The organism is Dyadobacter crusticola DSM 16708 (genome assembly GCF_000701505.1).
GTDB classification, from domain to species: Bacteria; Bacteroidota; Bacteroidia; order Cytophagales; family Spirosomataceae; genus Dyadobacter; species Dyadobacter crusticola.
The window spans coordinates 205,520-228,004 of sequence record NZ_JNJB01000008.1 but is presented as its reverse complement, the minus strand read 5'-3'; the positions used below and the strand labels follow the sequence as shown (position 1 = coordinate 228,004).

Annotated in this window: 19 protein-coding genes and 1 tRNA gene; 18 read left to right on the top strand and 2 right to left on the bottom strand. The window is 44.1% G+C overall.

All coding sequences use genetic code 11. The features are described 5' to 3' along the window. The first annotated feature begins 1 nt into the window (after position 1). From murG to ftsZ, 5 genes are read left to right on the top strand one after another with little or no spacing between them, the layout of a single operon-like run. Complete coding sequence (gene murG, locus Q369_RS0113630; RefSeq protein WP_031528357.1) at positions 2-1,102, top strand: undecaprenyldiphospho-muramoylpentapeptide beta-N-acetylglucosaminyltransferase; 1,101 nt, start codon at positions 2-4, stop codon at positions 1,100-1,102. Positions 1,103-1,134: 32 nt separating this feature from the next. Next, on the top strand, positions 1,135-2,526 hold the full coding sequence (gene murC / locus Q369_RS0113625; protein WP_031528356.1) for a UDP-N-acetylmuramate--L-alanine ligase: 1,392 nt from the start codon (positions 1,135-1,137) through the stop codon (positions 2,524-2,526). A gap of 25 nt (positions 2,527-2,551) precedes the next feature. After that, positions 2,552-3,328 (top strand): cell division protein FtsQ/DivIB, encoded by a 777-nt coding sequence (locus Q369_RS0113620; RefSeq protein ID WP_031528355.1) that lies wholly within the window; start codon positions 2,552-2,554, stop codon positions 3,326-3,328. A 15-nt stretch (positions 3,329-3,343) separates the two neighbouring features. Then, complete coding sequence (gene ftsA, locus Q369_RS0113615) at positions 3,344-4,696, top strand: cell division protein FtsA (protein ID WP_031528354.1); 1,353 nt, start codon at positions 3,344-3,346, stop codon at positions 4,694-4,696. Between the two features lie 42 nt (positions 4,697-4,738). Next, positions 4,739-6,169 carry a cell division protein FtsZ gene (gene ftsZ, locus Q369_RS0113610; protein WP_031528353.1) on the top strand — a complete coding sequence of 477 codons (1,431 nt, stop codon included), beginning with the start codon at positions 4,739-4,741 and terminating at the stop codon, positions 6,167-6,169. A 40-nt stretch (positions 6,170-6,209) separates the two neighbouring features. Here the strand turns inward: ftsZ and Q369_RS0113605 are convergent, their stop codons facing one another. After that, entirely contained in the window at positions 6,210-6,752 is a 543-nt protein-coding gene (locus tag Q369_RS0113605) for an NADPH-dependent FMN reductase (RefSeq protein WP_031528352.1), read from the bottom strand. 224 nt (positions 6,753-6,976) lie between these two features. On the opposite strand from Q369_RS0113605, the gene accD reads away from it, so the two are divergent. Further along, complete coding sequence (accD, locus tag Q369_RS0113600) at positions 6,977-7,819, top strand: acetyl-CoA carboxylase, carboxyltransferase subunit beta (protein ID WP_031528351.1); 843 nt, start codon at positions 6,977-6,979, stop codon at positions 7,817-7,819. Position 7,820: 1 nt separating this feature from the next. After that, positions 7,821-8,798, top strand: coding sequence for a radical SAM protein (locus tag Q369_RS0113595; RefSeq protein ID WP_031528350.1), 978 nt, complete (start codon positions 7,821-7,823; stop codon positions 8,796-8,798). A gap of 2 nt (positions 8,799-8,800) precedes the next feature. Here Q369_RS0113595 and Q369_RS0113590 read toward each other — a convergent pair whose 3' ends face one another. Beyond that, entirely contained in the window at positions 8,801-9,274 is a 474-nt protein-coding gene (locus Q369_RS0113590; protein ID WP_229206832.1) for a nuclear transport factor 2 family protein, read from the bottom strand. 54 nt (positions 9,275-9,328) lie between these two features. Here Q369_RS0113590 and smpB point away from each other — a divergent pair, with 54 nt between their 5' ends. The 11 genes from smpB to Q369_RS0113535 all read left to right on the top strand — a co-directional run bounded on the left by smpB (position 9,329) and on the right by Q369_RS0113535 (position 22,474). Continuing rightward, positions 9,329-9,787, top strand: coding sequence for an SsrA-binding protein SmpB (gene smpB, locus Q369_RS0113585; protein ID WP_031528348.1), 459 nt, complete (start codon positions 9,329-9,331; stop codon positions 9,785-9,787). 88 nt (positions 9,788-9,875) lie between these two features. Continuing rightward, entirely contained in the window at positions 9,876-10,385 is a 510-nt protein-coding gene (locus tag Q369_RS0113580; protein WP_031528347.1) for an HNH endonuclease, read from the top strand. Positions 10,386-10,587: 202 nt separating this feature from the next. Beyond that, on the top strand, positions 10,588-12,399 hold the full coding sequence (rpsA, locus tag Q369_RS0113575; RefSeq protein WP_031528346.1) for a 30S ribosomal protein S1: 1,812 nt from the start codon (positions 10,588-10,590) through the stop codon (positions 12,397-12,399). A gap of 85 nt (positions 12,400-12,484) precedes the next feature. Continuing rightward, positions 12,485-12,555: transfer RNA gene (locus Q369_RS0113570), tRNA-Cys, on the top strand. Between the two features lie 277 nt (positions 12,556-12,832). After that, complete coding sequence (locus tag Q369_RS0113565) at positions 12,833-14,122, top strand: c-type cytochrome (protein WP_051664061.1); 1,290 nt, start codon at positions 12,833-12,835, stop codon at positions 14,120-14,122. A 51-nt stretch (positions 14,123-14,173) separates the two neighbouring features. Further along, entirely contained in the window at positions 14,174-17,272 is a 3,099-nt protein-coding gene (locus Q369_RS0113560; RefSeq protein ID WP_031528344.1) for a TAT-variant-translocated molybdopterin oxidoreductase, read from the top strand. Between the two features lie 46 nt (positions 17,273-17,318). Beyond that, positions 17,319-18,752, top strand: a complete 1,434-nt coding sequence (gene nrfD, locus Q369_RS0113555; protein WP_031528343.1) for an NrfD/PsrC family molybdoenzyme membrane anchor subunit — start codon at positions 17,319-17,321, stop codon at positions 18,750-18,752. Positions 18,753-18,785: 33 nt separating this feature from the next. Then, positions 18,786-19,316: a DUF3341 domain-containing protein gene (locus Q369_RS0113550; protein WP_031528342.1), complete on the top strand. Its 531-nt coding sequence runs from the start codon at positions 18,786-18,788 to the stop codon at positions 19,314-19,316. After that, positions 19,316-19,939 (top strand): c-type cytochrome, encoded by a 624-nt coding sequence (locus Q369_RS0113545; RefSeq protein ID WP_031528341.1) that lies wholly within the window; start codon positions 19,316-19,318, stop codon positions 19,937-19,939. Before Q369_RS0113550 ends, Q369_RS0113545 begins: the two co-directional genes overlap by 1 nt. 33 nt (positions 19,940-19,972) lie before the next feature. After that, on the top strand, positions 19,973-21,340 hold the full coding sequence (locus tag Q369_RS0113540) for a hypothetical protein (RefSeq protein ID WP_031528340.1): 1,368 nt from the start codon (positions 19,973-19,975) through the stop codon (positions 21,338-21,340). A gap of 21 nt (positions 21,341-21,361) precedes the next feature. Then, the gene (locus Q369_RS0113535; protein ID WP_031528339.1) at positions 21,362-22,474 is read left to right on the top strand and encodes a cytochrome c oxidase subunit II; all 1,113 of its coding nucleotides are present in this window, start codon (positions 21,362-21,364) and stop codon (positions 22,472-22,474) included. The last annotated feature ends 11 nt before the right edge of the window (positions 22,475-22,485 follow it).

Genomic DNA, 22,485 nt, shown 5'->3' with positions numbered 1-22,485 from the left:
TATGTCGAAAAAAGTAATTATTAGCGGCGGTGGCACCGGCGGACATATTTATCCGGCGATTGCGATAGCCGACGCTTTACGCAGGAAAGAGCCTGACCTGGAAGTGCTTTTCGTAGGCGCATTAGGGAAAATGGAGATGGAGAAAGTGCCACGTGCGGGCTACGAAATCGTGGGATTACCCATTGCAGGTATCAAGCGCGCAGTTTCTTTCGATAATCTTGCCTTACCATTTAAGCTGATCAACAGTTTAAGTAAAGCCAGGTCAATTATCCGCGACTTCAAACCTGATATTGCTGTGGGCGTGGGCGGCTTCGCAAGCGGACCATTGTTAATGATGGCCTCTTTACAGGGTATACCTACATTGATCCAGGAGCAAAATTCCTATGCAGGAATTACCAATAAGCTGCTGGCTAAAAGAGCGTCAAAGATCTGCGTTGCATATCCCGGAATGGAAAGCTTTTTCCCAAAAGAGAAAATTGCAATACTGGGAAATCCTGTCAGAAGCGATATTGTTGATGTTTCCTCAAAAAAGCGTGAGGCCTTCGTCCATTTTGGTCTTAATCCTGATAAGAAAACCCTTTTTGTAATGGGAGGCAGCCTTGGCGCCAGGTCCATTAACGAGAGCATTGAGGCTGGGCTTGCAAGATTCCTGGAACAAGGGTACCAAATTTTGTGGCAAACGGGCAAAAATTATATCGATACAGCAAGGACAACGATTGAGAGTTTGGGTACGAATTCGGTTAAGGCGTTTGATTTTATCTATACAATGGACCTCGCTTATGCGATCGCGGATGTGGTGGTTTCAAGAGCGGGCGCCCTTTCAGTATCAGAGTTGTGCCTGGCTGCAAAACCTTCCATTCTGGTGCCATTTCCGGCCGCCTCGGAAGACCACCAAACAAAGAATGCGCTGGCGCTGGTTGAAAAGGATGCCGCATGGATGGTAAAGGATTCGAATGCGAAAGAAGAACTCGTGGTCAATGCGCTGACATTAATGAATGATTTTCCGCAACAGGAAAACCTGAAGGCAAATATCCGGAAGCTTGCAAGGCCAACCGCAGCAGACGATATTGCTGCAGAAGTATTGAAATTAATCAGAACATAACCATTTGTCCCGTTATCAAAATGTCATCTTCAATGACCGATTGGAAGTTTATTTATTTTGTCGGAATTGGCGGAATAGGAATGAGTGCGCTGGCGCGCTGGTTTAAGGCAAATGGCTTTGAAGTAGCAGGTTATGATAAAACCAGGACAACGCTGCTTGAGAAACTGGAACAGGAAGGAATTACGATAACGCTTGAAGACTCCATTGACACAATCCCTGCTGCATTTATTCAGGATTCCGAAAAGACGCTGGTAATCTACACGCCGGCTGTACCTGTGCAGCACCAGCAGATGCTGTATTTTCGCGACAATAATTTTTTGATCCTGAAACGATCGCAGGTACTCGGCATTTTAACCAAAAATCTCAGAACAATCGGGGTAGCGGGTACGCACGGAAAAACGACCACATCTTCGTTAGTAGCACACATCCTCCGGTACGCCGGTGTAAACAGCACCGCATTTCTGGGCGGCATTACCCAGAACTACGGTACTAACCTGCTTCTAAATGAGCCAACTGACAATCTGGAAGTAGTTTTCTGCGTGGTCGAAGCAGATGAATTTGACCGTTCATTTTTGACATTATTCCCGGAGATAGCAATCGTTACTTCTACTGACGCGGACCATCTTGACATTTACGGCAAGCACGAGGCAGTACTGGAATCGTTCAGAGAATACGTTGGGCAGATTGACGAAAAAGGGGTGCTTTTCATGCGGACCGGGCTTGAACTTTCTGGTAGCACGAAAGCAGAAGTACTGTCCTACTCACTTGATTCGGGCGTTTTCCATTCCAGGAATATCGAGATCAGGAATGGAAGATTCGTATTCGACTTTGTTTATCCTGACGGGGTAATCGAAGGTATTGCGATGAAGATACCGGGTTATCATAATATTGAAAATTCCATTGCGGCAAGCGCGGTGGCTCTGCACGTCGGCGTAGCGCCGGAAAAAATTAAGGAGGCACTCGAAAGTTACGGCGGTGTCAAGAGGCGATTTGAATATCAGGTAGAAGAGGAAGGAAATGTGTACATTGACGATTATGCACACCACCCGGCAGAAATCCAGGCATTTCTTTCGTCCGTGAAAGGATTATATCCCGGCCGGCACGTAACAGCTATTTTTCAGCCTCACCTTTTTAGCAGAACGAGGGATTTTGCAGATGGTTTTGCGGAAAGCCTGTCGCTTGCCGACCGTTTACTGCTGCTTGAAATTTATCCGGCAAGAGAGTTACCGATTGAGGGAGTTAACTCAGAAATGATCCTCGAAAAAGTGACATCAGCAGATAAAAATCTGGTTCATAAAGACAAAGTACTTAGCATTTTACGTGATTTAGATACGGATATTGTGGTTACAATTGGCGCCGGAGACATCGATACTTTGGTGGATCCGATACGTAACCAGCTCAAAAATCCCTTTGCGAATAATTAATAAAAGCATTGTTAATATTACTGAGATGTTACGTAAATTTGACTATTCATGGCTTTTGTTGAAACGTAGTTTGTGGCTTCTTCTGCCTATTGCCGGAATTGGTATGGCAGAAAGCAGGCTGGGCCAACAGCGTTGTACCAACCTGACCATTTCCATTCTGGGAGATTCAGGAACACGTTTTCTCGATCAAATGGATGTCCGGATGTTACTAACCGAAAACGGTGGAGATCCTCTGCTGGGCAGTAGGCTAAGTGATGTGGCGTTGAACGATTTAGAGAACCGTGTGAAGCGGAACAAGTTGATCAAGAAGTGCCAGGTATTTCGTGACCTTAAAGGTAATATAGTTGTTGAAGTAGAACAAGAGAAGCCGTTAGCGCGCTGGATTAACACTTCTGAAAATGGAGAAACGCGGAATACGTCGGGATACTATATTAGCGATGAGGGCGTTTTTTTTCCTCTATCAGAAAGTTATTCAGCAAGAACGTTATTGGTTTCAGGCTCATTTTTCAATGATGCTAAGAAGTTACAGAGCGCAAAAGGGGCTTCTGTAATGGATTTGTTGCATTTTCTGAATTCTGATCCATTCTGGAAAGCGCAGGTTACACAGCTGGAAGCAGATAATGACGGAGAGATCAGCCTGATGACCGTGGTTGGCGATCAGCAGATTGAACTAGGAAGCGCCGAGGATTATCAGTCGAAATTCAGGAAACTCAGAATATTTTACGATAAAGTACTGAGTCAGGATTGGAGCAGATATAAAAAAATTAGTGTTAAGTTTCAAGATCAAATAGTTTGTGAATAATAATTCACCTTTAGCATGGCACACGAGAAAATTGTAGTTGGAGTTGATATTGGAAGTACTAAAATAGCCGTGATCGCAGCGCAGGGAAGTTCTTCCGGTTCACGTCAGAGCAACATAGAAATTCTGGGTTTTAGTGAAGTTCCAGTGCCTGCAGGAGCAGTTGTTAACGGTTCAGTAGAAAATATAAAACAGGTGGGCGGAGCGATTAGAGAAGCTTTGCAAGAAGCATCACTGCGCTCAGACCTGGATATCGGTATTGTGAATGTCAGCTTCAGCGGAACCCACGTAAAAGTGAGTGCGCACAGCGACGGGGTGATCAGGCCGTCTGCATCGTCGGGTGAAGAAGTAACTCAGCGTGACGTGGATCAGCTGGTGGACGATATGTACCGCGCCAAGATCGAGCCAAACTACGATGTACTCCATGTACTGCCGATGGATTTCGTGGTGGATAATTCAATCGGAGTAAAGGAGCCGGTGGGACGGACTGGTATCAAGCTAGGCGGTAACTTCCTGATCGTTTCTGCCAATAACCAATCCATTCAGCGGACAAAGAAAAGCCTTGCCGACGCAGACCAGAATTTAAGATGCGATAAGATGGTACTGGGGCCTCTGGCTACCAGTCTTGCTGTTTTGACAGATAACGAAATTAAGGCCGGAATTGCATTGGTAGATATCGGCGACCATACTACGGACCTCGTTATTTATCAGGACCGCATTATCAGGCACATTGCCACTTTCCCGGTGGGTGGAAGACATATTACAAATGATTTGGCGGTAGGCTGCGGTATTCAATACGAAAACGCAGAGCAGCTTAAAAAACAATACGGAGCGGCCATCTCCGCAGACATACCGCTCAACATTGAGATCCTGATCAATTACCTGAGCGGAAGACAACCAAAACCAGTCTTAAAGAAAAACGTAGCGCTGATCATTGAAGCAAGATTGAAGGAGATAGCAGCAATGGTATACGCTGAAATTATCAAATCCGGATATCTTGACAAACTGATCGGTGGCATTGTATTAACAGGCGGATCGGCAAATATCGACGACATTGAGCTGCTGTTTGAAAAAGTAACAGATATGTCGGTAAGGGTAGGTTACCCTGAAAATCTGGAAAGAACTGCCAAGGCAGACGCGGTAAGTAACTCGACATTCAGTACCGCAATCGGACTGGCCTGGGCTGGTCTTAAATCCATTGATCCTCGGGTGAAGTCGGTTTGTAAGCCGGCGACTGCATTCAATACGGGAGTTGTGCAAAAGGAAAAGCCGAAGGAAGTTAAAGAGCCGGTCAAAAAGACGGGTGGCACATTTTGGGATAACATCAATAATATTATCGGAAAAAAGGACGATAGTTTAGGCGACTATTGATAATCAGTAGAAATTATGACCAAATCAACCCCGGAAAAGACATTGAACAAGAGCTTGTTGCAAGCATTAGATCAGGATTATATTGTGAACGAAATCGTAAAGGATTTTCCAGTCGACGAGCAGGAGGAACCTGCCATTATTAAGGTAATCGGCGTAGGCGGTGGCGGTAGCAATGCTGTCAACTACATGTTTGAACGCAAAATCAAGGATGTAGAATTTGCGGTTTGTAATACCGACAGACAAGCGCTTGCTAATAGCCCGGTACCTGTAAAAATTCAGCTTGGCGCCACATTGACCCAGGGACTTGGAGCTGGTACAGATGCAACGAAAGGTAAAGAAGCTGCCCTCGAAACCATCGAAGAGATCAAAGGACTTTTAGGGGGATCAACGCAAATGGTATTTATCACTGCCGGTATGGGTGGTGGAACCGGAACAGGCGCAGCGCCGGTAATCGCGCAGCTTGCCAGGGAAATGGGCAAGCTTACCGTGGCGGTTGTAACTGCACCTTATACATGGGAAGGATTTGACAAGAAAGAGCAGGCGCTTGAAGGTATCGAGCAACTCAAAAAGTACTGTGACACGGTACTGGTTGTTTTGAATGATAAACTGGAAGAGCTGTTTGAAGATATGACCATCACGCAGGCATTTGCCGAAGCTGATGGAATTCTTTTGAATGCAGTAAAAAGTATTTCCGAGATCATTACGACAAACGGAAATATCAACACGGATTTTAAAGATGTTGAGAAAGTACTAAAAAAGGCAGGGCAGTCCGTAATGGGAACCTCCGAAGCAACAGGTACAGATCGCGCGCAAGTTGCCATTAAGGAAGCATTGGATTCTCCGCTTTTGAACGACAGAGATATCCGCGGGGCAAAACGTATCCTGGTAACACTTGCTACCAGCAAGAAAAAGGAGGCTACGATGAAAGAGCAGCGCGAAATTTGGAGTTACGTATTGTCCCAGGTGGGCGGCGAAGCCCGGATGTTCAAGCTGGGTACCATTATCGACGATTCGCTTGTTGATAAATTGCGCGTAACGATTGTAGCAGCAGGTTTTGACAGTATTGAGTCTCCGATCCCCGGCATCAAGTTATCACACAAATTTCCTGGAACTGTTGAAACAGCAGTCAATGGATTTGATGCAAAAGAAGAAATCTCTGCTGAACAGGAAGAGATCGTAATGACGGAAGATGTTTTCGAAAATACGCCAACCAGTTCAGTGGATTTGGTAATTGAGAAAGAAGCAATATCAACAGGTTTCGAGCCTGTTAATATATCACTGACCGAAGTCGAAGAAAATGACGATTGGTCAGAGGAAAATAATGAGGACTTAAGGATTATGATCGAGTCGTTTAAAGACGGACTTGTCAAGTTTGCTGATCTGGAAGGACCTGCATTCAGAAGAAGCCGCGCTGAACTTTGGAAAAGACCAGCGATTCCGGCTTACGAAATGGAACAGCACTGGCTGAAATAGTTGAGAAGGGAGCTAAAAGCTCCCTTTTTTATTTAGCACGTCAAAAGTGGATAATCTGACCGGCCTGCATTTCCAGCAGCTCTTTGTATAATGCATTTGACATTGCATTTTCATGAAAATGGGAGCGGATTTGTGCCAGCTTTACTCGTAATGCGAGCGTATTCATTCCGAGATAGCTGAATACATCGTTGAGATGGCTTAATGCAATTGCGGCTCCCTGCATATTAGAAGATAACCCGACCAATGCGGCTTTCTTATTTGCAAAACTGTTTGGATAAGGCAATCCGTCGATAAATGCCTTTAAAACACCGGGATAGGATCCATTGTATTCCGGAACGATAAACACGAATTTATCAGTTTGTTCCAAAAGCGATCTCAGGTTATTAAAGTCTTCATTCTTGCCTGAATTACCATACAAAGCAGAAACTGTAAAATCATCAGGCAGATTTACCAGATCCAGGATAATGCTCGGAGTGCCCAGGTGATTCAGAATGGACTGATAATAATCCGCAATTTGCCGCGACATTGAGTTGGGCCTGTTGGTTCCAACAATAATCACGATTGGTGAAGGAGCTGTACTCATTTAAATTTTAAATAAACCGTAAAACCGACCGGTTTTATAGTAACAAATAACTTTAAAAATTGTTCATACCAAGCTGGGTGCTACATCCTTCGGCTTCAGGTATAAAACTGGATACCCGCATAAAAAAACATTTATTGTTATATTTGAGTCAATTATTCAACATGAAATTAATATAAGCTGCTCGAAACGAAGCATTTATATTTAATAATCAACCCACAAGAAATATGTCCTGGTTCATTCGGAAAGAGAAAGGTATCAATACACCAACAGAAATGAAGCGCGAGGCGCCTGATGGTTTGTGGTATCAGTGTTCAAATTGCAAAAAGATTACTCCTACCAGAGAACATAAGCAAAACGCTTTCACTTGCCCGCATTGTAATTACCACGAGAAAGTAGGGTCCGATGTTTACTTCAATCTGCTTTTTGACGATAACGAATTCATTGAACTGGATGCCGATCTTACTTCCGGCGATCCATTGCATTTTGTAGATACCAAAGCTTATCCCGACCGGATCAAGTCGACCATGCAGAAAACAGGATTGAAGGATGCGGTCAGAACAGGTCACGGTAAGATGAATGAAATGGACGTTGTTATTGCCTGTATGGATTTTAATTTCATAGGCGGATCAATGGGTTCAGTAGTGGGTGAGAAAATTGCCCGGGCTATTTTCTATGCGCTTGAACATAAATTTCCGTTTTTGATGATTTCAAAATCGGGAGGTGCCAGGATGATGGAGGCGGGATTCTCATTAATGCAAATGGCAAAAACCTCCGCCCGCCTGGCTCAGCTGTCAGAAGCCAAGGTGCCTTATATTTCTTTACTCACCGATCCGACTACTGGTGGCGTTACAGCTTCCTACGCAATGCTCGGCGATTTTAATATTTCCGAGCCCGAAGCTTTGATCGGATTTGCCGGCCCGCGTGTAATCCGCGAAACAATTGGTAAAGATTTGCCAAAAGGATTTCAAAGTGCTGAATTCGTTCTGGAACATGGTTTCCTCGATTTCATCGTGGACAGAAAGGATCTGAAAGATAAATTAACAAGTCTTCTCTCTATGCTGAAATAATATGCGACTGGTCTCCCACCCGGTACTTTGCAATTATTATGTAACCTATCGTTGCAATGCTTCCTGCGGCTTTTGCGATATCTGGGAGAAGCCCTCGCCGTATATTACAGTTGAAAATCTTCGCGAGAATTTGCGGGATTTGAAGAAGCTGGGTGTCAAAGTGATTGATTTCACTGGCGGCGAGCCTTTGCTGCACAGGCAGCTTGACGTGCTTTTGAAAGAAGCAAAAGATCATGGAATGATCACGACCGTGACAAGCAATGGTCTGCTTTATCCGAAACAGGCAGAAAAGCTTCGCGGCCTGGTGGATATGCTGCACTTCTCCCTGGATTCTCCCGATCGCGACGAGCACGATAAATCCAGGGGTGTAAAGTGTTTTGACAAGGTGATGGAATCCATTGCCATTGCTAAATCCCTTGGAGAACGTCCGGATATCATCTTTACGGTGTTCGAAGATAATATCAGCAAGATCCGGCAGCTGTGGGAAGATGTTTGCATTCCCAACGATCTTGTATTAATTCTGAACCCTGTATTTGAATACGACAAAGTAGGCTCAAATCTTTCTGAAGCAGCATTGAAAGAGTTGTTGTGGTGGGCAAAGCAAAAGAATGTTTATCTAAACGAAGCTTTTGTGCAGTTGCGGCTCGATGGGGGTAATCACGTGGAAGTTCCTGTTTGCAAGGCCGCCAGTACAACAATCGTCATTTCGCCGGAAAACAAACTGGTGCTGCCTTGTTACCATTTGGGATTGAAAGATTTTGCAATCGACGGCAACTTGTTTGAGCTTTATCATTCTGATGAAGTTCAGAAACTGGTTGCGTTGGAGGGGCGCCTACCGGCTTGTGAAGGTTGCGTGATCAATTGCTATATGCAACCTTCATTTGCAGTCGAGATGAATAAATACTGGTGGAAAGCGCTGCCAAGTACAATTAAATATAACCGGCTTAAAGGTACCTGGCGGCAAATGGTCAAGTTTTAGGGTCAGGGGCAATTTTCTTTCCTTCTCGTATCGGTAATTGCATTTATTTTCCAGCCCGTTTTGGTATGTGTCAATGTAAAAACGTTGACGCCGCAGTGAGAGAAGGTTTCTCCCAGATAAAATTGATATGGGGCCCAAACGATTGCCATTGGTTCATCTATACTCACTTTTACATCGTAGATTTTCTCATCCCATTTCTCCTTATGAGGCGTGCCCACTGCCTTTATAAATCCTTGCATGCTGCTTGTGTGCACAATGACAGAGTCAGCTTTGTTTTTAGAAAATGAAGTGAGTGCGCAGTCTGCTGTAACAACACTTTTGAGAGACAGCGAATCGCCGGTACGCATTGCATCAAACATCTTATCGACGACCGCTCTCACTTCGGCAGTTTTGTCCTGCGCATTTACATCAAGCGTAGTGAGAAGCAATAACAGTCCAAATGCATTTTGCAGCCGTCGCATCAGGTTTGATTTCATGTGTTGGTATAGTTTTAACAAAAAATTAATTTTGAGCCCTTTACAATTTATGATATGTCCGAAAAAATAGTCAAAAAAGTAGATATAAAGAATCGGAGGGCTTCGTTCGAGTATTTTTTTCTGGAAGAGTTTACTGCTGGAATGGCGCTTACCGGGACGGAAATCAAGTCTATCAGACAAGGTAAGGTCAACTTTCAGGATGCATATTGCTTGTTTATGGATAATGAATTGTATATCCGGAGCCTGCACATCTCGCCTTACACAGAAGGTACCCATTACAACCACGAACCAATGCGCGATCGCAAGTTGCTGATCACGAAACGTGAGCGTCGAAAGTTAACTGAGGGATTAAAAGATCAGGGTTTGACGATTATTCCCGTGCGGATGTTTACCAATGACCGGGGGCTGGCCAAGTTGCACATTGCGCTGGCGAAAGGTAAAAAGCTCTACGATAAGCGCGATAGCATCAAAGAAAGAGATGTAAAGCGGGAGACCGACCGAGCAGGGTATTGAATTGGTGCTCAGTAATTTTTGCGCCTGTACAGAGGAATTTTACGCCGGATTTTTGTTATATTGTCGGAAATAATTACCTCAATGTGTCATGGGTAAAGTACTGGTTCTTAATCAAGATTACAGCGCATTAAGTGTTTGCACAGTTCCTAAGGCTTTTTTATTAGTCTACATGAACAAAGCCGAAATGCTGGCCGAGTCCCGAAGGCAGTATTTACGCACAGTGAACGATCAGTATCCTATGCCGGTTGTCATTCGCCTCCACCGCTACATACATATTCCGTATCGAGGTGTTGTGATGACCCGGCAAAATCTTTTTAAAAGGGATGGGAACCGCTGTCAATATTGCGGAACGCACGACAATCTCACATTAGATCATGTGATCCCAAAATCAAGGGGTGGGAAGACGACCTGGGATAATCTAGCGACAGCCTGCAAGCGTTGCAACTCAAGAAAAGGAGATCATACACCGGAGGAAATGGATATGCCGCTCAGGCAACGTCCTTTTAGGCCATCTTTCTTAATGTTTATAAGAGATTTTTCGGGGCTGGCTGATGATGAGTGGCTGCCTTACCTGGGCTCCAAGGAAAGATCATATTAAAATAATAAAGTACCAATTACCTAAGTGCCTGTGTCCTGCGGGGCTTACCCTTCTCTTTTCGTTCAAATAAAATTCCAGCATCTCTTCGGAATTTCTTTCGAAAGGCGTACTTTTGCGCTCTCATTTTCTAAAAAGCTTGTTTAACTAATTTTCAGCTAGGTAGCTCGTAAGCTGATGTATCCAAGAGCTATAATTCCTCTTTATGTCTAAGGAAAAACAAAATCAACCTCTTCCTGATTTCGATTGGGACAAAGCAGCAGACAAAGGCTTTGGTACAGGCTATTCAAGCGCTGACCGTAGCAGTCTGGAACAAATGTATGAGACTACTCTTTCTCCAGTTCAGGAAAAAGAAGTTGTTAAAGGTATAGTAGTTGGTATTACTGACCGTGAAGTGATCCTGAATATCGGTTTCAAATCTGACGGTATTGTTTCATCTAACGAATTCCGTGACTTGCCGGGAATGAAGATCGGTGACGAAGTGGAAGTTTATGTAGAAAATCAGGAGGACGCACAAGGTCAGCTTGTTCTATCTCGTAAAAAAGCGAAAGTTATCACAGCATGGGATAACATCCAGAAATCATTTGATGAGGATGTTGTTATCGATGCAAATGTTAAAAGAAGAACCAAAGGTGGTCTTATCGTTGATATCTTTGGTATCGAGGCATTCTTGCCAGGTTCTCAGATTGACGTTAAGCCGATCCGCGATTTCGACATTTTTGTTGGAAAGCGCATGGAGGTTAAAGTTGTTAAGATCAACTACGCAAATGATAACGTTGTTGTATCTCACAAGGTACTGATCGAAAAAGATCTTGAAGCACAACGTCAGCAAATCCTGAACAACCTTGAAAAAGGTCAGGTACTTGAAGGTGTGATTAAAAACATGACCAACTTCGGTGTGTTTATCGACCTTGGTGGAGTTGACGGATTGTTGCACATTACTGATATTTCGTGGGGACGTATTAATCACCCATCGGATCTGTTGTCACTTGATCAAAAACTCAATGTTGTTGTTCTTGACTTCGATGAGGAGAAGAAACGTATCTCACTTGGTCTGAAACAACTTCAATCTCATCCTTGGGACTCTCTTGATGAGGAAATCCAGGTAGGATCGAAAGTTACAGGTCGTATTGTTAATGTTGCTGATTACGGCGCATTCCTTGAGATCAAACCAGGTGTTGAAGGTTTGATCCACGTTTCTGAAATGTCATGGTCTCAGCACCTGCGCAATCCACAGGAATTCATGAATGTAAATGACGAAATCAGTGCAGTAGTATTGACACTGGATCGTCAGGAGCGTAAAATGTCACTTGGTATCAAACAATTGACAGAAGATCCTTGGACTCAAGCTTCTCTGAAAGAGAAATATGCAGTTGGAACCCGTCATAAAGGTGTTGTACGTAACCTGACAAACTTTGGTTTGTTCATCGAACTTGAAGAAGGTATTGATGGTCTGGTTCACGTTTCGGATCTTTCATGGACTAAGAAGATCAAGCATCCATCTGATTTCGTGAAAGTGAATGACGAGCTGGAAGTTGTAGTTCTTGAACTTGACGCAGATAACCGTCGTCTTGCTCTTGGTCACAAGCAATTGGAAGAAAATCCATGGGATACTTTCGAAAGCATCTTTGAAGTAGGTTCAGTACATAAATCTACAATCGTTGCAAAAGGCGATAAGTTTGCCACACTTGAACTTCCTTACGGAATTGAAGGAATTGCAGCTATCAAAAATCTTGCGAAAGAAGATGGTACACTTGCAGAAGTAGGCGAGAGCCTGGACTTCACAGTTCTTGAATTCCTGAAAGACGAGAAGAAAATCGTTCTGACGCATTCAAAAGTTAAGCACGTTCCTGCTGAGGAAAAGAAAGAAGAAAGACCTGCGAAACCTGCACAAGCGAAGGCCACTAATACTGACGCTCCTGCAAAAGACGCAGAGAAATCAACTTTCGGCGACCTTAGTGTTCTTTCTGCATTGAAAGAGCAAATGGAAGAAAGTGAAAAAAAGAGCAAAAAGTAATTAATAATGGCGAATAGCCAGAAAAATTGATACTTTTGCACCCGGATTAGCTGTAAGCCTTACAGCATGCAGCTAATCCAAATCTGGTTCCGTGGCCGAGTGGCTAGGCAGAGGTCTGCAAAACCTCGTACAGCGGTTCGAATCCGCTCGGAACCTCTCCAGAATAAGAGGTATTTGGCACTATTTTTTACGCACAAATATTTACTTAAAAAATACCATTTGGGTTCGGCAGTTAGTTATGCCTCCAAATGGTATTTTTTTTTGCTAATAACCTGAAAATGAGAGGGGACTTTGTAAGGTTTGATGTTGAAAAATGGTTAATAAATTAGACAAATTATAAATAAGATGGTGGTTCAAAATATCCCTTAAATACTTTTGTGGATAAAAAATCGTAAGCTAGTTTTGTCTGTTGAAGAATAATGAATAGTTGATTATGAATATATCATTCCGTAAGAACGCTAAGTTTTGTTCCTACTTTAGTTACTCAAGAATCCTTTTCACAATCGCCGTTGGGCTCCTTTTGAGTGTGCAAAATCCAGCTGTTGCGCAGGATAGTACAGCGACGGCGGCAGCTCCTGCGGGTGGTGGTGATGCTGCTAAGGGAGAAGCACTTTTCAAAAACAACTGTGCGCAATGTCATGCCGTAACGGATGAACGCGTTGTAGGTCCGGGTCTGAAAGGTGCCAGCTCTCGTCATGATTTTGCATGGCTGTCAAAGTGGGTGCGTAACTCACAGGCGATGATCGCAGCAGGCGATCCTTATGCTGTTAAGATTTACAACGAATATTCTAAAGCGCAAATGACAAGTTTTCCCAACTTGTCTGATGACGATATTAAAGGGATCTTCGCTTATGTAGATCAGGCTTCAACTGCCGCTCCGGCTGCAGCTGCTCCAGGCGGTGCGCCTGCGGCAGGTGGAGGTGGTGAGTCTGGCGGTGAAGGGCCTTCCGGCCTATTTATGGTAGTTCTCGGCGCACTCGTTGTTGTAATGATTCTTGTGCTTGGCGTTCTGCTTGTAATTGTGTCTCTTCTTTCAAAAGCAGTTGGCGGAGAAGTGGAGTCGGATAACAAGCCAGACTTCATGACACGACTAGGGAGCTCATTGAAGAAAATTTCTGCTGATCCTGCGATCAGGTCTGCAACACTTTGGATTTTTGTTCTTCTTGTGTTGAAAGCAACGATTGATGGTGCGTATAGTGTAGGTGTTCAGCAAGGATATGCGCCAAAGCAGCCCATTGCATTCTCTCACAAGCTGCATGCAGGGGAGTATAAGATTGATTGTAACTACTGTCACACAGGTGTCAACAGAGGAAAGTCTGCGCACATTCCGTCTGCCAATATCTGTATGAACTGTCACGGAGTGATCAAAAAAGAGTCTCCTGAAATTCAAAAGATTTATACTTCTATTGAGAACAACCAGCCTATCGAATGGGTGAGGGTGCATAACCTTCCTGATCTGGCTTACTTTAACCATGCACAGCACGTAAATGTAGGCGGGTTAGAGTGTCAAAACTGCCATGGCGAGGTTGAGAAAATGGAAGTTATTCAACAGCGCTCATCTCTGACGATGGGATGGTGTATTGATTGTCACCGTAAAACAGAAGTAAATACCAAGGACAATCAATACTATGATAAGCTGGTTCAGCTGCACGCCTCAGAAAGCAAGGAAGCATTAAAAGTAGCTGATATAGGTGGCTTGGAATGTTCTAAATGCCACTATTAATCAATAAGAAAATAATACCCGAGAATACGACTCATTGTATTGAATAGTTTTATGGAAAACAATAGTAAGAGATACTGGCGGGGACTTGAGGAGTTGCGTAACGACGAGAAGTTTGTAAAGGACGCAAGTTCAGAGTTTGCTGGTGAGCCAACCGAAAGCCAATATGAGAGTTTGGTGGACGGAGCTGGTACGCATCGTCGCGATTTTTTGAAAGTCCTTGGCTTTGGTATGGCAGCGGTATCTTTGGCTGCTTGTGAAGCGCCAGTGAAGAAGGCAATTCCATACGTGAACAAACCGGAGGGTGAATTTCCGACAATCGCGAACTGGTATGCTTCAACTTATGCTGAAGGCGGAGATTATGTAAGTATTTTAGTAAAGACCCGTGAGGGAAGACCTGTAAAAATTGAGGGTAACTCTCTTTCAAAAGTTTCGTACGGTGTAAGTTCAAGAGCACATGCTTCTTTACTCGGATTGTACGACAATGAAAAATTAAGAGGCCCGAAAAAAGGAGAAGATACAAAAGTTAGCTGGGAGACGGTAGATAAGGAGATTCAGGAGCAGCTTTCGCAAATTTCATCAAGAGGCGGAGCTATTCGCATTCTTACATCAACCGTGCTGAGCCCATCGACAAAGGCGGTTATCGCAGACTTTACAGCTAAATATCCTACTACCAGTCACGTAGTTTATGACGCAAATTCTTCTTATGGGATTGTAAAAGCTAATGAAACATCGTTTGGCAAAGCGGTACTCCCTTCTTACGATTTTAGTAAAGCAAAAGTAATTGTAGGGATTGATGCAGATTTTCTGGGCACTTGGCTAGCACCGGATCTCTATTCAGCCCAGTTTGCTGAAACACGTCGCGTAAGCAGCGATAAGGGCGGAAAGAAGGATATGTCTCGCCTTTATCAATTTGAATCAATCCTGTCTTTGACAGGATCTAATGCAGATTATCGCACTGCGGTAAAACCTTCCCAGCTGGGTCTGGTTGCCGCTGCATTATATAATAGGGTTGCGGCAAAGCTAGGCGGGTCACCGGTTTCAGTTGCTGCTATCAATGTTCCTAACCTTGATAAAGCGGCAGATGATTTAGTAGCTGCAAAAGGCCAGGCTCTGGTCGTTTGCGGTATTAATGATCCTTCGGTACAAGTGGTTGTTAATGCATTGAACAGCCTATTAGGCGCCTATGGAGGTTTAATCAACCTGGACAAGCCTGCTTATTATCGTCAGGGGAATGATGTTGCGATGAACCAGTTTGTCGACGAAGTAAAAGGCGGTAAAGTTTCAGCAGTTATTTTATGGGGCGCGAACCCGGTTTACGATCACCCACGTGGTGCTGAACTGGCAGCAGCTCTTCCAAAAGTTTCACTAAGCGTATCGTTTAACGATCGCGCTGATGAAACATCATCTCTCTTCAAATACATTCTTCCTGCTCCCCATTACTTGGAGTCATGGAACGATGCTGAGCCTGTCGCTGGATCATACAGCTTGGCTCAGCCTGCGATCAGTTTGATTTTCAACACGAGACAAGGACAATCAAGTCTATTGAAATGGGCTGGTTTACCCACAGACTACCACGAATACGTCAAATCCTACTGGAGGAAGAATATTTTCGCTCAGGGTGGAACCGGTAGTTTCGAGCAGTTCTGGGTTAAATCTTTGCACGACGGCGTATTTGATTCAAATGCCGCAGCTGCTTCTGGCGGGACTGCCGCATTCAATGGGAATTTGAGTGCTGCTGCTTCGGCAATATCTAAAAACTACAAAGCGTCAACATCTGGTATCGAGCTTGCCATTTTTGAGAATGTTGGTGTTGGGAATGGCGCATCTGCAAACAATCCTTGGTTGCAAGAATTGCCAGATCCGATTACAAAAGCTTGCTGGGATAACCATGCAGGTATTTCTCAGAAAACTGCCACAGATCTGAGCCTCGCGCAAGGAGATGTTGTTAAGGTAGAATATAAAGGAAAGTCAGTTGAGCTTCCTGTGATTGTTCAACCGGGACTAGCAAATGGAACTGTTGCAGTTTCCATAGGTTATGGTCGCGAAAAAGCGGGTAAGTCTGCCAATGGAGTTGGTAAAAATATTTATCCATTTGCCACATTTACCGATGGCTACCTTTCCTTCACACCAGGAGAAGTAACGCTGTCTAAGACAGGTGATACTCGGGAGATTGCTCAAACGCAGACACATAGTACTGTGATGAACCGGAAATCAGTTCTTCAGGAAACAGTACTTTCGCATTTCCAAAAAGATCCAATGGCGGGCAGATTTGCACCAACTATCCCAACTTCGGAGGGAACGGTTGACGCGACAGATCTTACACTTTGGAACGGACACAAATACAAGAATCACTCATGGGGAATGGTGATTGACCTAAACACTTGTTTTGGTTGTGGTTCCTGTGTGATTAGCTGTCAGAATGAAAATAACGTGCCTGTTGTGGGTCGTCAGGAAGTAATCAATAGTCGCGAAATGCACTGGTTGCGAATCGACCGCTACTACAGCAGCGACGCAGATGTGGACGATTTGAGGGGCTTGGAAGTTGCTTCGGAAAATCCGGAGGTTACATTCCAGCCAATGCTTTGCCAGCACTGCAACAATGCACCTTGCGAAACTGTTTGTCCTGTTTTGGCAACTACGCATAGTTCGGAAGGATTGAATCAGATGACGTACAACCGTTGCGTGGGAACAAGATATTGTGCAAATAACTGTCCCTACAAAGTACGTCGTTTCAATTGGTTCAAATATTTTGATAACGATAACTACGACTACCACTTCAACAATGATCTAGGGAAGATGGTCATTAACCCCGATGTAACTGTACGTTCAAGAGGGGTAATTGAGAAGTGCTCACTTTGCGTTCACAGAATCCAGGAAGCTAAACTTACTGCGAGAAAAGAAAGAAGGCGAATTGTGGATGGTGAGGTTAATGTTGCTTGTGCGTCTTCATGCCCGACCAATGCAATCACATTTGGTGACATGAATGATCCTGAAAGTAGAATATCCAAGATTCTGGAAGTAGAGAAAGAGGGACGGGCATTCCATATTTTGGAAGAAATCAACACAAGACCACAGCTGTCTTATCTGACGAAAATCCGTAATAAGGATCTGGCTGCCGCGAAGCCTGCAAGTGAGAAAGAACACGCGTAAGTTTAAGCTAAGTTTTTGAAGATAAATCATTATAAAACATAATAGTATGCATGTTACATCACCTGTAAGAGAACCCCTGATCCAAGGTGGGAAGACGTACGCAGACGTAACGGAAGATATATGCCGCCACGTAGAAAGTGCTCCTACCAAGGAGTGGAAGATTGCGTTCGGCTTGTCGCTTGTAGTTTTGGCATACGGAACTGTCTGCCTGGCCTGGACGTGGTGGGAAGGTCTTGGTGTCTGGGGTTTGAATAAAACTGTCGGCTGGGCCTGGGATATCACCAACTTCGTGTGGTGGGTTGGTATAGGTCACGCGGGCACATTGATCTCGGCGATTCTTTTATTGTTCCGCCAGAAGTGGAGAACCTCAATCAACCGGGCAGCAGAAGCGATGACGATCTTTGCGGTTATTTGCGCAGCGTCGTTTATCCTAATGCACATGGGACGTCCTTGGTTAGCATATTGGGCTTTGCCGCTCCCTAATGCATTTGGCTCGCTTTGGGTAAACTTTAACTCGCCACTTGTTTGGGACGTATTTGCAATTAGTACCTATTTCTCAGTTTCTCTGGTATTCTGGTACATTGGTTTGATACCTGATCTAGCCACGATCCGGGACCGCGCTACAAGCAAAATCTCCCGATTTATGTATGGAACGTTTGCAATGGGCTGGGATGGTTCAGCTAAGACCTGGGCTCGTTATGAATACATCAGCTTAATTCTTGCTGGTCTGTCTACTCCACTTGTACTTTCAGTTCACACGATTGTAAGTATGGACTTTGCCACCTCGGTGATTCCAGGTTGGCATACAACCATCTTCCCGCCATACTTCGTTGCAGGTGCGATTTTCTCCGGCTTTGCTATGGTTCAAAACCTAATGCTTATCACGAGAGTTGTTTACAAGCTTGAAGATTACATCACGCTTGAGCACATTGAAACGATGAACAAGGTGATCACACTTACTGGGTCGGTTGTTGGTGTAGCTTATATAACTGAGTTCTTTATTGCTTGGTACGGTGGTGTTGAATATGAGTATTATGCTTTCTTTAACCGTATGACGGGACCTTACTGGTGGGCATACTGGGCGATGATGACTTGTAATGTAATATCTCCGCAGTTGTTCTGGTCAAGGAAATTGCGCCGCAGTATCACTTTTACATTCTTTATTTCTGTAGTTGTGAACATCGGTATGTGGTTTGAACGATTCGTAATTATCGTCACATCACTGCACCGCGATTACATTCCGTCAAGCTGGGCAATGTTCTCGCCAACGCGCTATGATATTGGTGACTACATTTTCTCTTTCGGGTTGTTCTTCACTTTGTTCCTATTGTTTTCAAAGTATTTGCCTGTTGTGAATATGGCGGAGGTTAAAGCGGTATTGCGCTCAACATCGGCTCAATTGCCTGCTAAAATTTCCGGGGTTGCGAAGGTAAGGCAACGTGGTACAGCTGAACCGGCTTACAACAAAGACAAAGAGTAAGAGACTTTCTGATATTTAATTTAAGGTTATAGTATGGCAGAATTATCTGGTAAATATTTGGTCGGAGTTTATGACGATGACGATACTGTGCTTCACGCAGTTCCGAGGCTCAGAAAGGCGGGTGTGAAAATCAAAGAGGTTTATTCTCCGTTTCCTATCCACGGAATGGATGAAGCGCTTGGGCATCCACGAACAAGAATTGGTATAGCAGCGTTTATGTTTGGTGTAACTGGATGTATTTGTGCGCTTACCTTGATGATTTGGACAATGGGTATTGACTGGCCAATGATTGTGGGTGGTAAAGATCCAATCTCTATTCCAAACTACATTCCAATTACTTTCGAATTAACAGTGCTTTTTACAGCATTTGGAATGGTAACTACCTTTTTCATTTCGAATGGTCTTGGACCTGGTAGTCACTCTCATCCACGTTTCGATCTTCGCTCGACAGATAATAAGTTCGTAATGGCTATTGATCTTGGAAGAAATGCAATGACTGTGGACGAGATATCAAGAGCATTAAAGGATAGCGGAGCTGAGGAGGTCAACATCAAGCAATATTAATGAAGTTTGAGACGATGAAATTTAAAAGTTTATATAAAGGTCTGTTTGTTGCTGCGGTATTCCTATCGGCTGTCTCAGGCTGCAAGAAGGATCCAAGTGATCCCGGAAAGGAATTTGCTCCCAATATGTACTTGCCTGTTGGTTATGAACCTTACAAGCAGGAAAAAGCGAATCCGATTAATCCCATGGGCCTAACAATGCGCTTGCCTGTTGCAGGTACGGTTGCCAGGAGAAATTATCAGACTACTTTCGGTAAGACCGATTCTGCAACGGTTGATCTAATGGTTTATAACATACCCTCAGATAGTATTTCGATTGCAGAAAAAATACTTAAAAACCCTATTCCATTGAATGAGGGCACTTTGGCGGAGGGTAAGGTTCTGTACGAAAGGTATTGCCAGCATTGTCATGGCGCAACTGGTGCCGGAGATGGTAAAGTGGGTGCCATGTATAAAGGGGTACCTAATTATGCCAGTGATGCTTACAAGAATATGAACGAGGGGCATGTTTTCCACGTAATTACGTACGGCAGAGCTCGTATGTGGCCACATGGATCTCAGATTGATCCTGCTGAGCGCTGGAAAATTGTACACTATGTACAGAAGCTACAGAAGGGAGCATAATATCAAATTGATTAACAGAAATATAATTATATAATGGCATCAGCACATTCGATTCCTTCTATTGAAGAACGGTTTGAATTTACATCGGGAGCTAAGAGGAATTTACTTATAGGCGGTGGTGTGGGATTAGCCCTGATAGCTTTGGGAGCATATTTAGCAGCTACTGGCGGTGGCGGACATGAAGCTGCAGCACATGGCGCAGAACATGCGGCAGCCGCAGTAGGTCACGGAGCTGCTGAGCATGGGGCTTCTGGCCACGAAGCTGTTAGTGCCGCCGCCGCAGGCAGTCACCATGAGAAAAGCTGGGTTGCCAGGATCTGGGCTAATTTGTGGGTAAATGGTGTGTATTTCACAGGTATGTCGGTGATTGGAATGTTCTTCATTTCTTATAACTACCTGGCACAGGCAGGATGGTCAGCTGTTTTTAAGAGAGTACCTGAAGCTTTACCGGCATTTCTTCCATTTACAGGAGTTGTATTGTTGCTTACGTTTATCTTTGGCGGACATGATCTTTTCCATTGGACGCACGAAGGTCTATATGAAGTTGGTGGTCCCGAATACGACCGCATTATCGCTGGTAAAAGAGGCTTTTTGAATACTCCATTTTTCCTGATCAGACTTGTTATTTATTTCGTTGTTTGGTACGGTTTGTGGCGGGTGATTCGTAATCTGTCTTTGCAGGAAGATGAAATTGGTGGTACTGAATTTTATGAGAAGTCAATTCGTTTTGGTACAGCTTTCCTCGTTGTATTTGGTGTGACATCTTCTACCTCTGCCTGGGATTTTGTAATGTCGATCGATACGCACTGGTTCAGTACTATGTTTGGCTGGTACACTTTGGCGAGCTGGCACGTAGCAGGTTTAGCTGTCATCACGTTGACAGTAGTTATGCTGAGAGAAAGAGGTTATTTGCGGGCAGTTAACTCGAGCCATATGCGTGACCTTGGTAAATTTGTCTTTGCATTCAGCATTTTCTGGACATACGTTTGGTTTGCACAATTCCTTTTGATCTACTACGCTAACCTTCCGGAAGAGACGATTTATTTTATTGAGCGTTTCAGAGGATACGGCGGGTTTTATAAGGCACCGTTCTTCATTACATTGTTTCTGAACTTCTTTTTCCCGTTTCTCGTCTTAATGACGCGCGACGCAAAGTATACACATTCCATTTTGAAGGTGGCTTGCTGGAGCGTGATCATCGGGCACTACATGGATTTTTACACGAACATTATGCCTGGCTCGGTAGGAGCAGGTGCTGAGCTCGGAGCTTTAGAGTGGGGCTTCTTCCTTTTGTTCCTTTGTGCATTTGCATATACCATTGCAACTCAATTGGAGAAGGCTAATTTGATCCCGCGTAACCACCCTATGTTGGAGGAATCATTGCATCACGATATTGCCTAATTGCAAAACCAGTCTATTATCATGTATATCATCATAGCGTTAGTTGCTCTTCTTTTTATAGTACTTGTAGGTGTCGTTGTTTCGAAACTGCAAGGTGTATTGAAGGGCATTAATAAAGCAGAGTCAACGGAAGTTGATACATCTGGAAATAAGATAAACGGTGCAATGTTTATCATCGTTCTTCTAATTGGAGCCGTTTCAATCACGTGGTCATATCTTCATGCCCGCGAGTTCTTCTTGCCTGAGGCTTCTTCTATACACGGACGGAGAACTGATGATTTGTTCTGGTTCTCAATGGGAATTTTAACGATTCCTTTTATTCTTGTTAACTTCCTTATCTTCTTTTTTGCCTGGAAGTATCAGCATAAGAAAAATCACCGCGCAACATTTTATCCAGAGAATCATAGGCTTGAATTAATCTGGACGATCGTTCCTGCGATTGTCATGGCGTTGTTAGTTTTTACAGGTTGGAAAGCATGGTCTGATATTACTTCGGATGCGCCGAGAGATGCAGAAGTTATTGAGATCACTGGCAAGCAATTCAACTGGATTGCCAGGTATTCAGGTGTGAGTGATAACAAGCTTGGTAACTACAATTACAAGCTTATCGATCCACAGAATGAGGTAGGTATAGATCTTTCTGACGAAAATTCTTTTGATGACTTTACCAACCCTAGCGAGCTGCACATTCCTGTGAACCGTCCGGTCCTATTGAAGATTCGTGCTCGTGATGTTTTGCACAGCGTTTTCATTCCTCACATGCGGGTGAAAATGGATGCGGTACCAGGTATGCCAACGAAGTTCTGGTTTGTTCCGGATAAAACGACTGCGGAAATGCGCGCAGAGTTGGGTGATCCCAAGTTTGACTATGAAATTGCCTGTGCAGAAGTTTGCGGGCAAGGTCACTTTTCTATGAAAATGCGTTTAGTAGTTGAGGATGAGACTTCTTATAAAAAGTGGTGTGCGGAACAAGCCACGTTCCTTCAGACTTATCCTGAGTACCTAGCGAAAGTGCCTGAAAACCTAAAAGCTAAGGCAATGAAGTATGTACCTGCAGAGGCTGCTGCTCCTGCAGCGCCTGCAGATAGTGCTACGTCGGGAGGAGGAGTTGGAACAAGTGCTAGTCTACGCTAATTAGTAAATTT

What these genes read in the sequence shown, in the direction of transcription:
- murG (WP_031528357.1), top strand. Translation starts at nt 2, where the DNA reads ATGTCGAAAAAAGTAATTATTAGCGGCGGTGGCACCGGCGGACATATT.
- murC (WP_031528356.1), top strand. Translation starts at nt 1,135, where the DNA reads ATGACCGATTGGAAGTTTATTTATTTTGTCGGAATTGGCGGAATAGGA.
- Q369_RS0113620 (WP_031528355.1), top strand. Translation starts at nt 2,552, where the DNA reads ATGTTACGTAAATTTGACTATTCATGGCTTTTGTTGAAACGTAGTTTG.
- ftsA (WP_031528354.1), top strand. Translation starts at nt 3,344, where the DNA reads ATGGCACACGAGAAAATTGTAGTTGGAGTTGATATTGGAAGTACTAAA.
- Q369_RS0113605 (WP_031528352.1), bottom strand. Translation starts at nt 6,752, where the DNA reads ATGAGTACAGCTCCTTCACCAATCGTGATTATTGTTGGAACCAACAGG.
- accD (WP_031528351.1), top strand. Translation starts at nt 6,977, where the DNA reads ATGTCCTGGTTCATTCGGAAAGAGAAAGGTATCAATACACCAACAGAA.
- Q369_RS0113595 (WP_031528350.1), top strand. Translation starts at nt 7,821, where the DNA reads ATGCGACTGGTCTCCCACCCGGTACTTTGCAATTATTATGTAACCTAT.
- Q369_RS0113590 (WP_229206832.1), bottom strand. Translation starts at nt 9,274, where the DNA reads ATGAAATCAAACCTGATGCGACGGCTGCAAAATGCATTTGGACTGTTA.
- smpB (WP_031528348.1), top strand. Translation starts at nt 9,329, where the DNA reads ATGTCCGAAAAAATAGTCAAAAAAGTAGATATAAAGAATCGGAGGGCT.
- Q369_RS0113580 (WP_031528347.1), top strand. Translation starts at nt 9,876, where the DNA reads ATGGGTAAAGTACTGGTTCTTAATCAAGATTACAGCGCATTAAGTGTT.
- rpsA (WP_031528346.1), top strand. Translation starts at nt 10,588, where the DNA reads ATGTCTAAGGAAAAACAAAATCAACCTCTTCCTGATTTCGATTGGGAC.
- Q369_RS0113565 (WP_051664061.1), top strand. Translation starts at nt 12,833, where the DNA reads ATGAATATATCATTCCGTAAGAACGCTAAGTTTTGTTCCTACTTTAGT.
- Q369_RS0113560 (WP_031528344.1), top strand. Translation starts at nt 14,174, where the DNA reads ATGGAAAACAATAGTAAGAGATACTGGCGGGGACTTGAGGAGTTGCGT.
- nrfD (WP_031528343.1), top strand. Translation starts at nt 17,319, where the DNA reads ATGCATGTTACATCACCTGTAAGAGAACCCCTGATCCAAGGTGGGAAG.
- Q369_RS0113550 (WP_031528342.1), top strand. Translation starts at nt 18,786, where the DNA reads ATGGCAGAATTATCTGGTAAATATTTGGTCGGAGTTTATGACGATGAC.
- Q369_RS0113545 (WP_031528341.1), top strand. Translation starts at nt 19,316, where the DNA reads ATGAAGTTTGAGACGATGAAATTTAAAAGTTTATATAAAGGTCTGTTT.
- Q369_RS0113540 (WP_031528340.1), top strand. Translation starts at nt 19,973, where the DNA reads ATGGCATCAGCACATTCGATTCCTTCTATTGAAGAACGGTTTGAATTT.
- Q369_RS0113535 (WP_031528339.1), top strand. Translation starts at nt 21,362, where the DNA reads ATGTATATCATCATAGCGTTAGTTGCTCTTCTTTTTATAGTACTTGTA.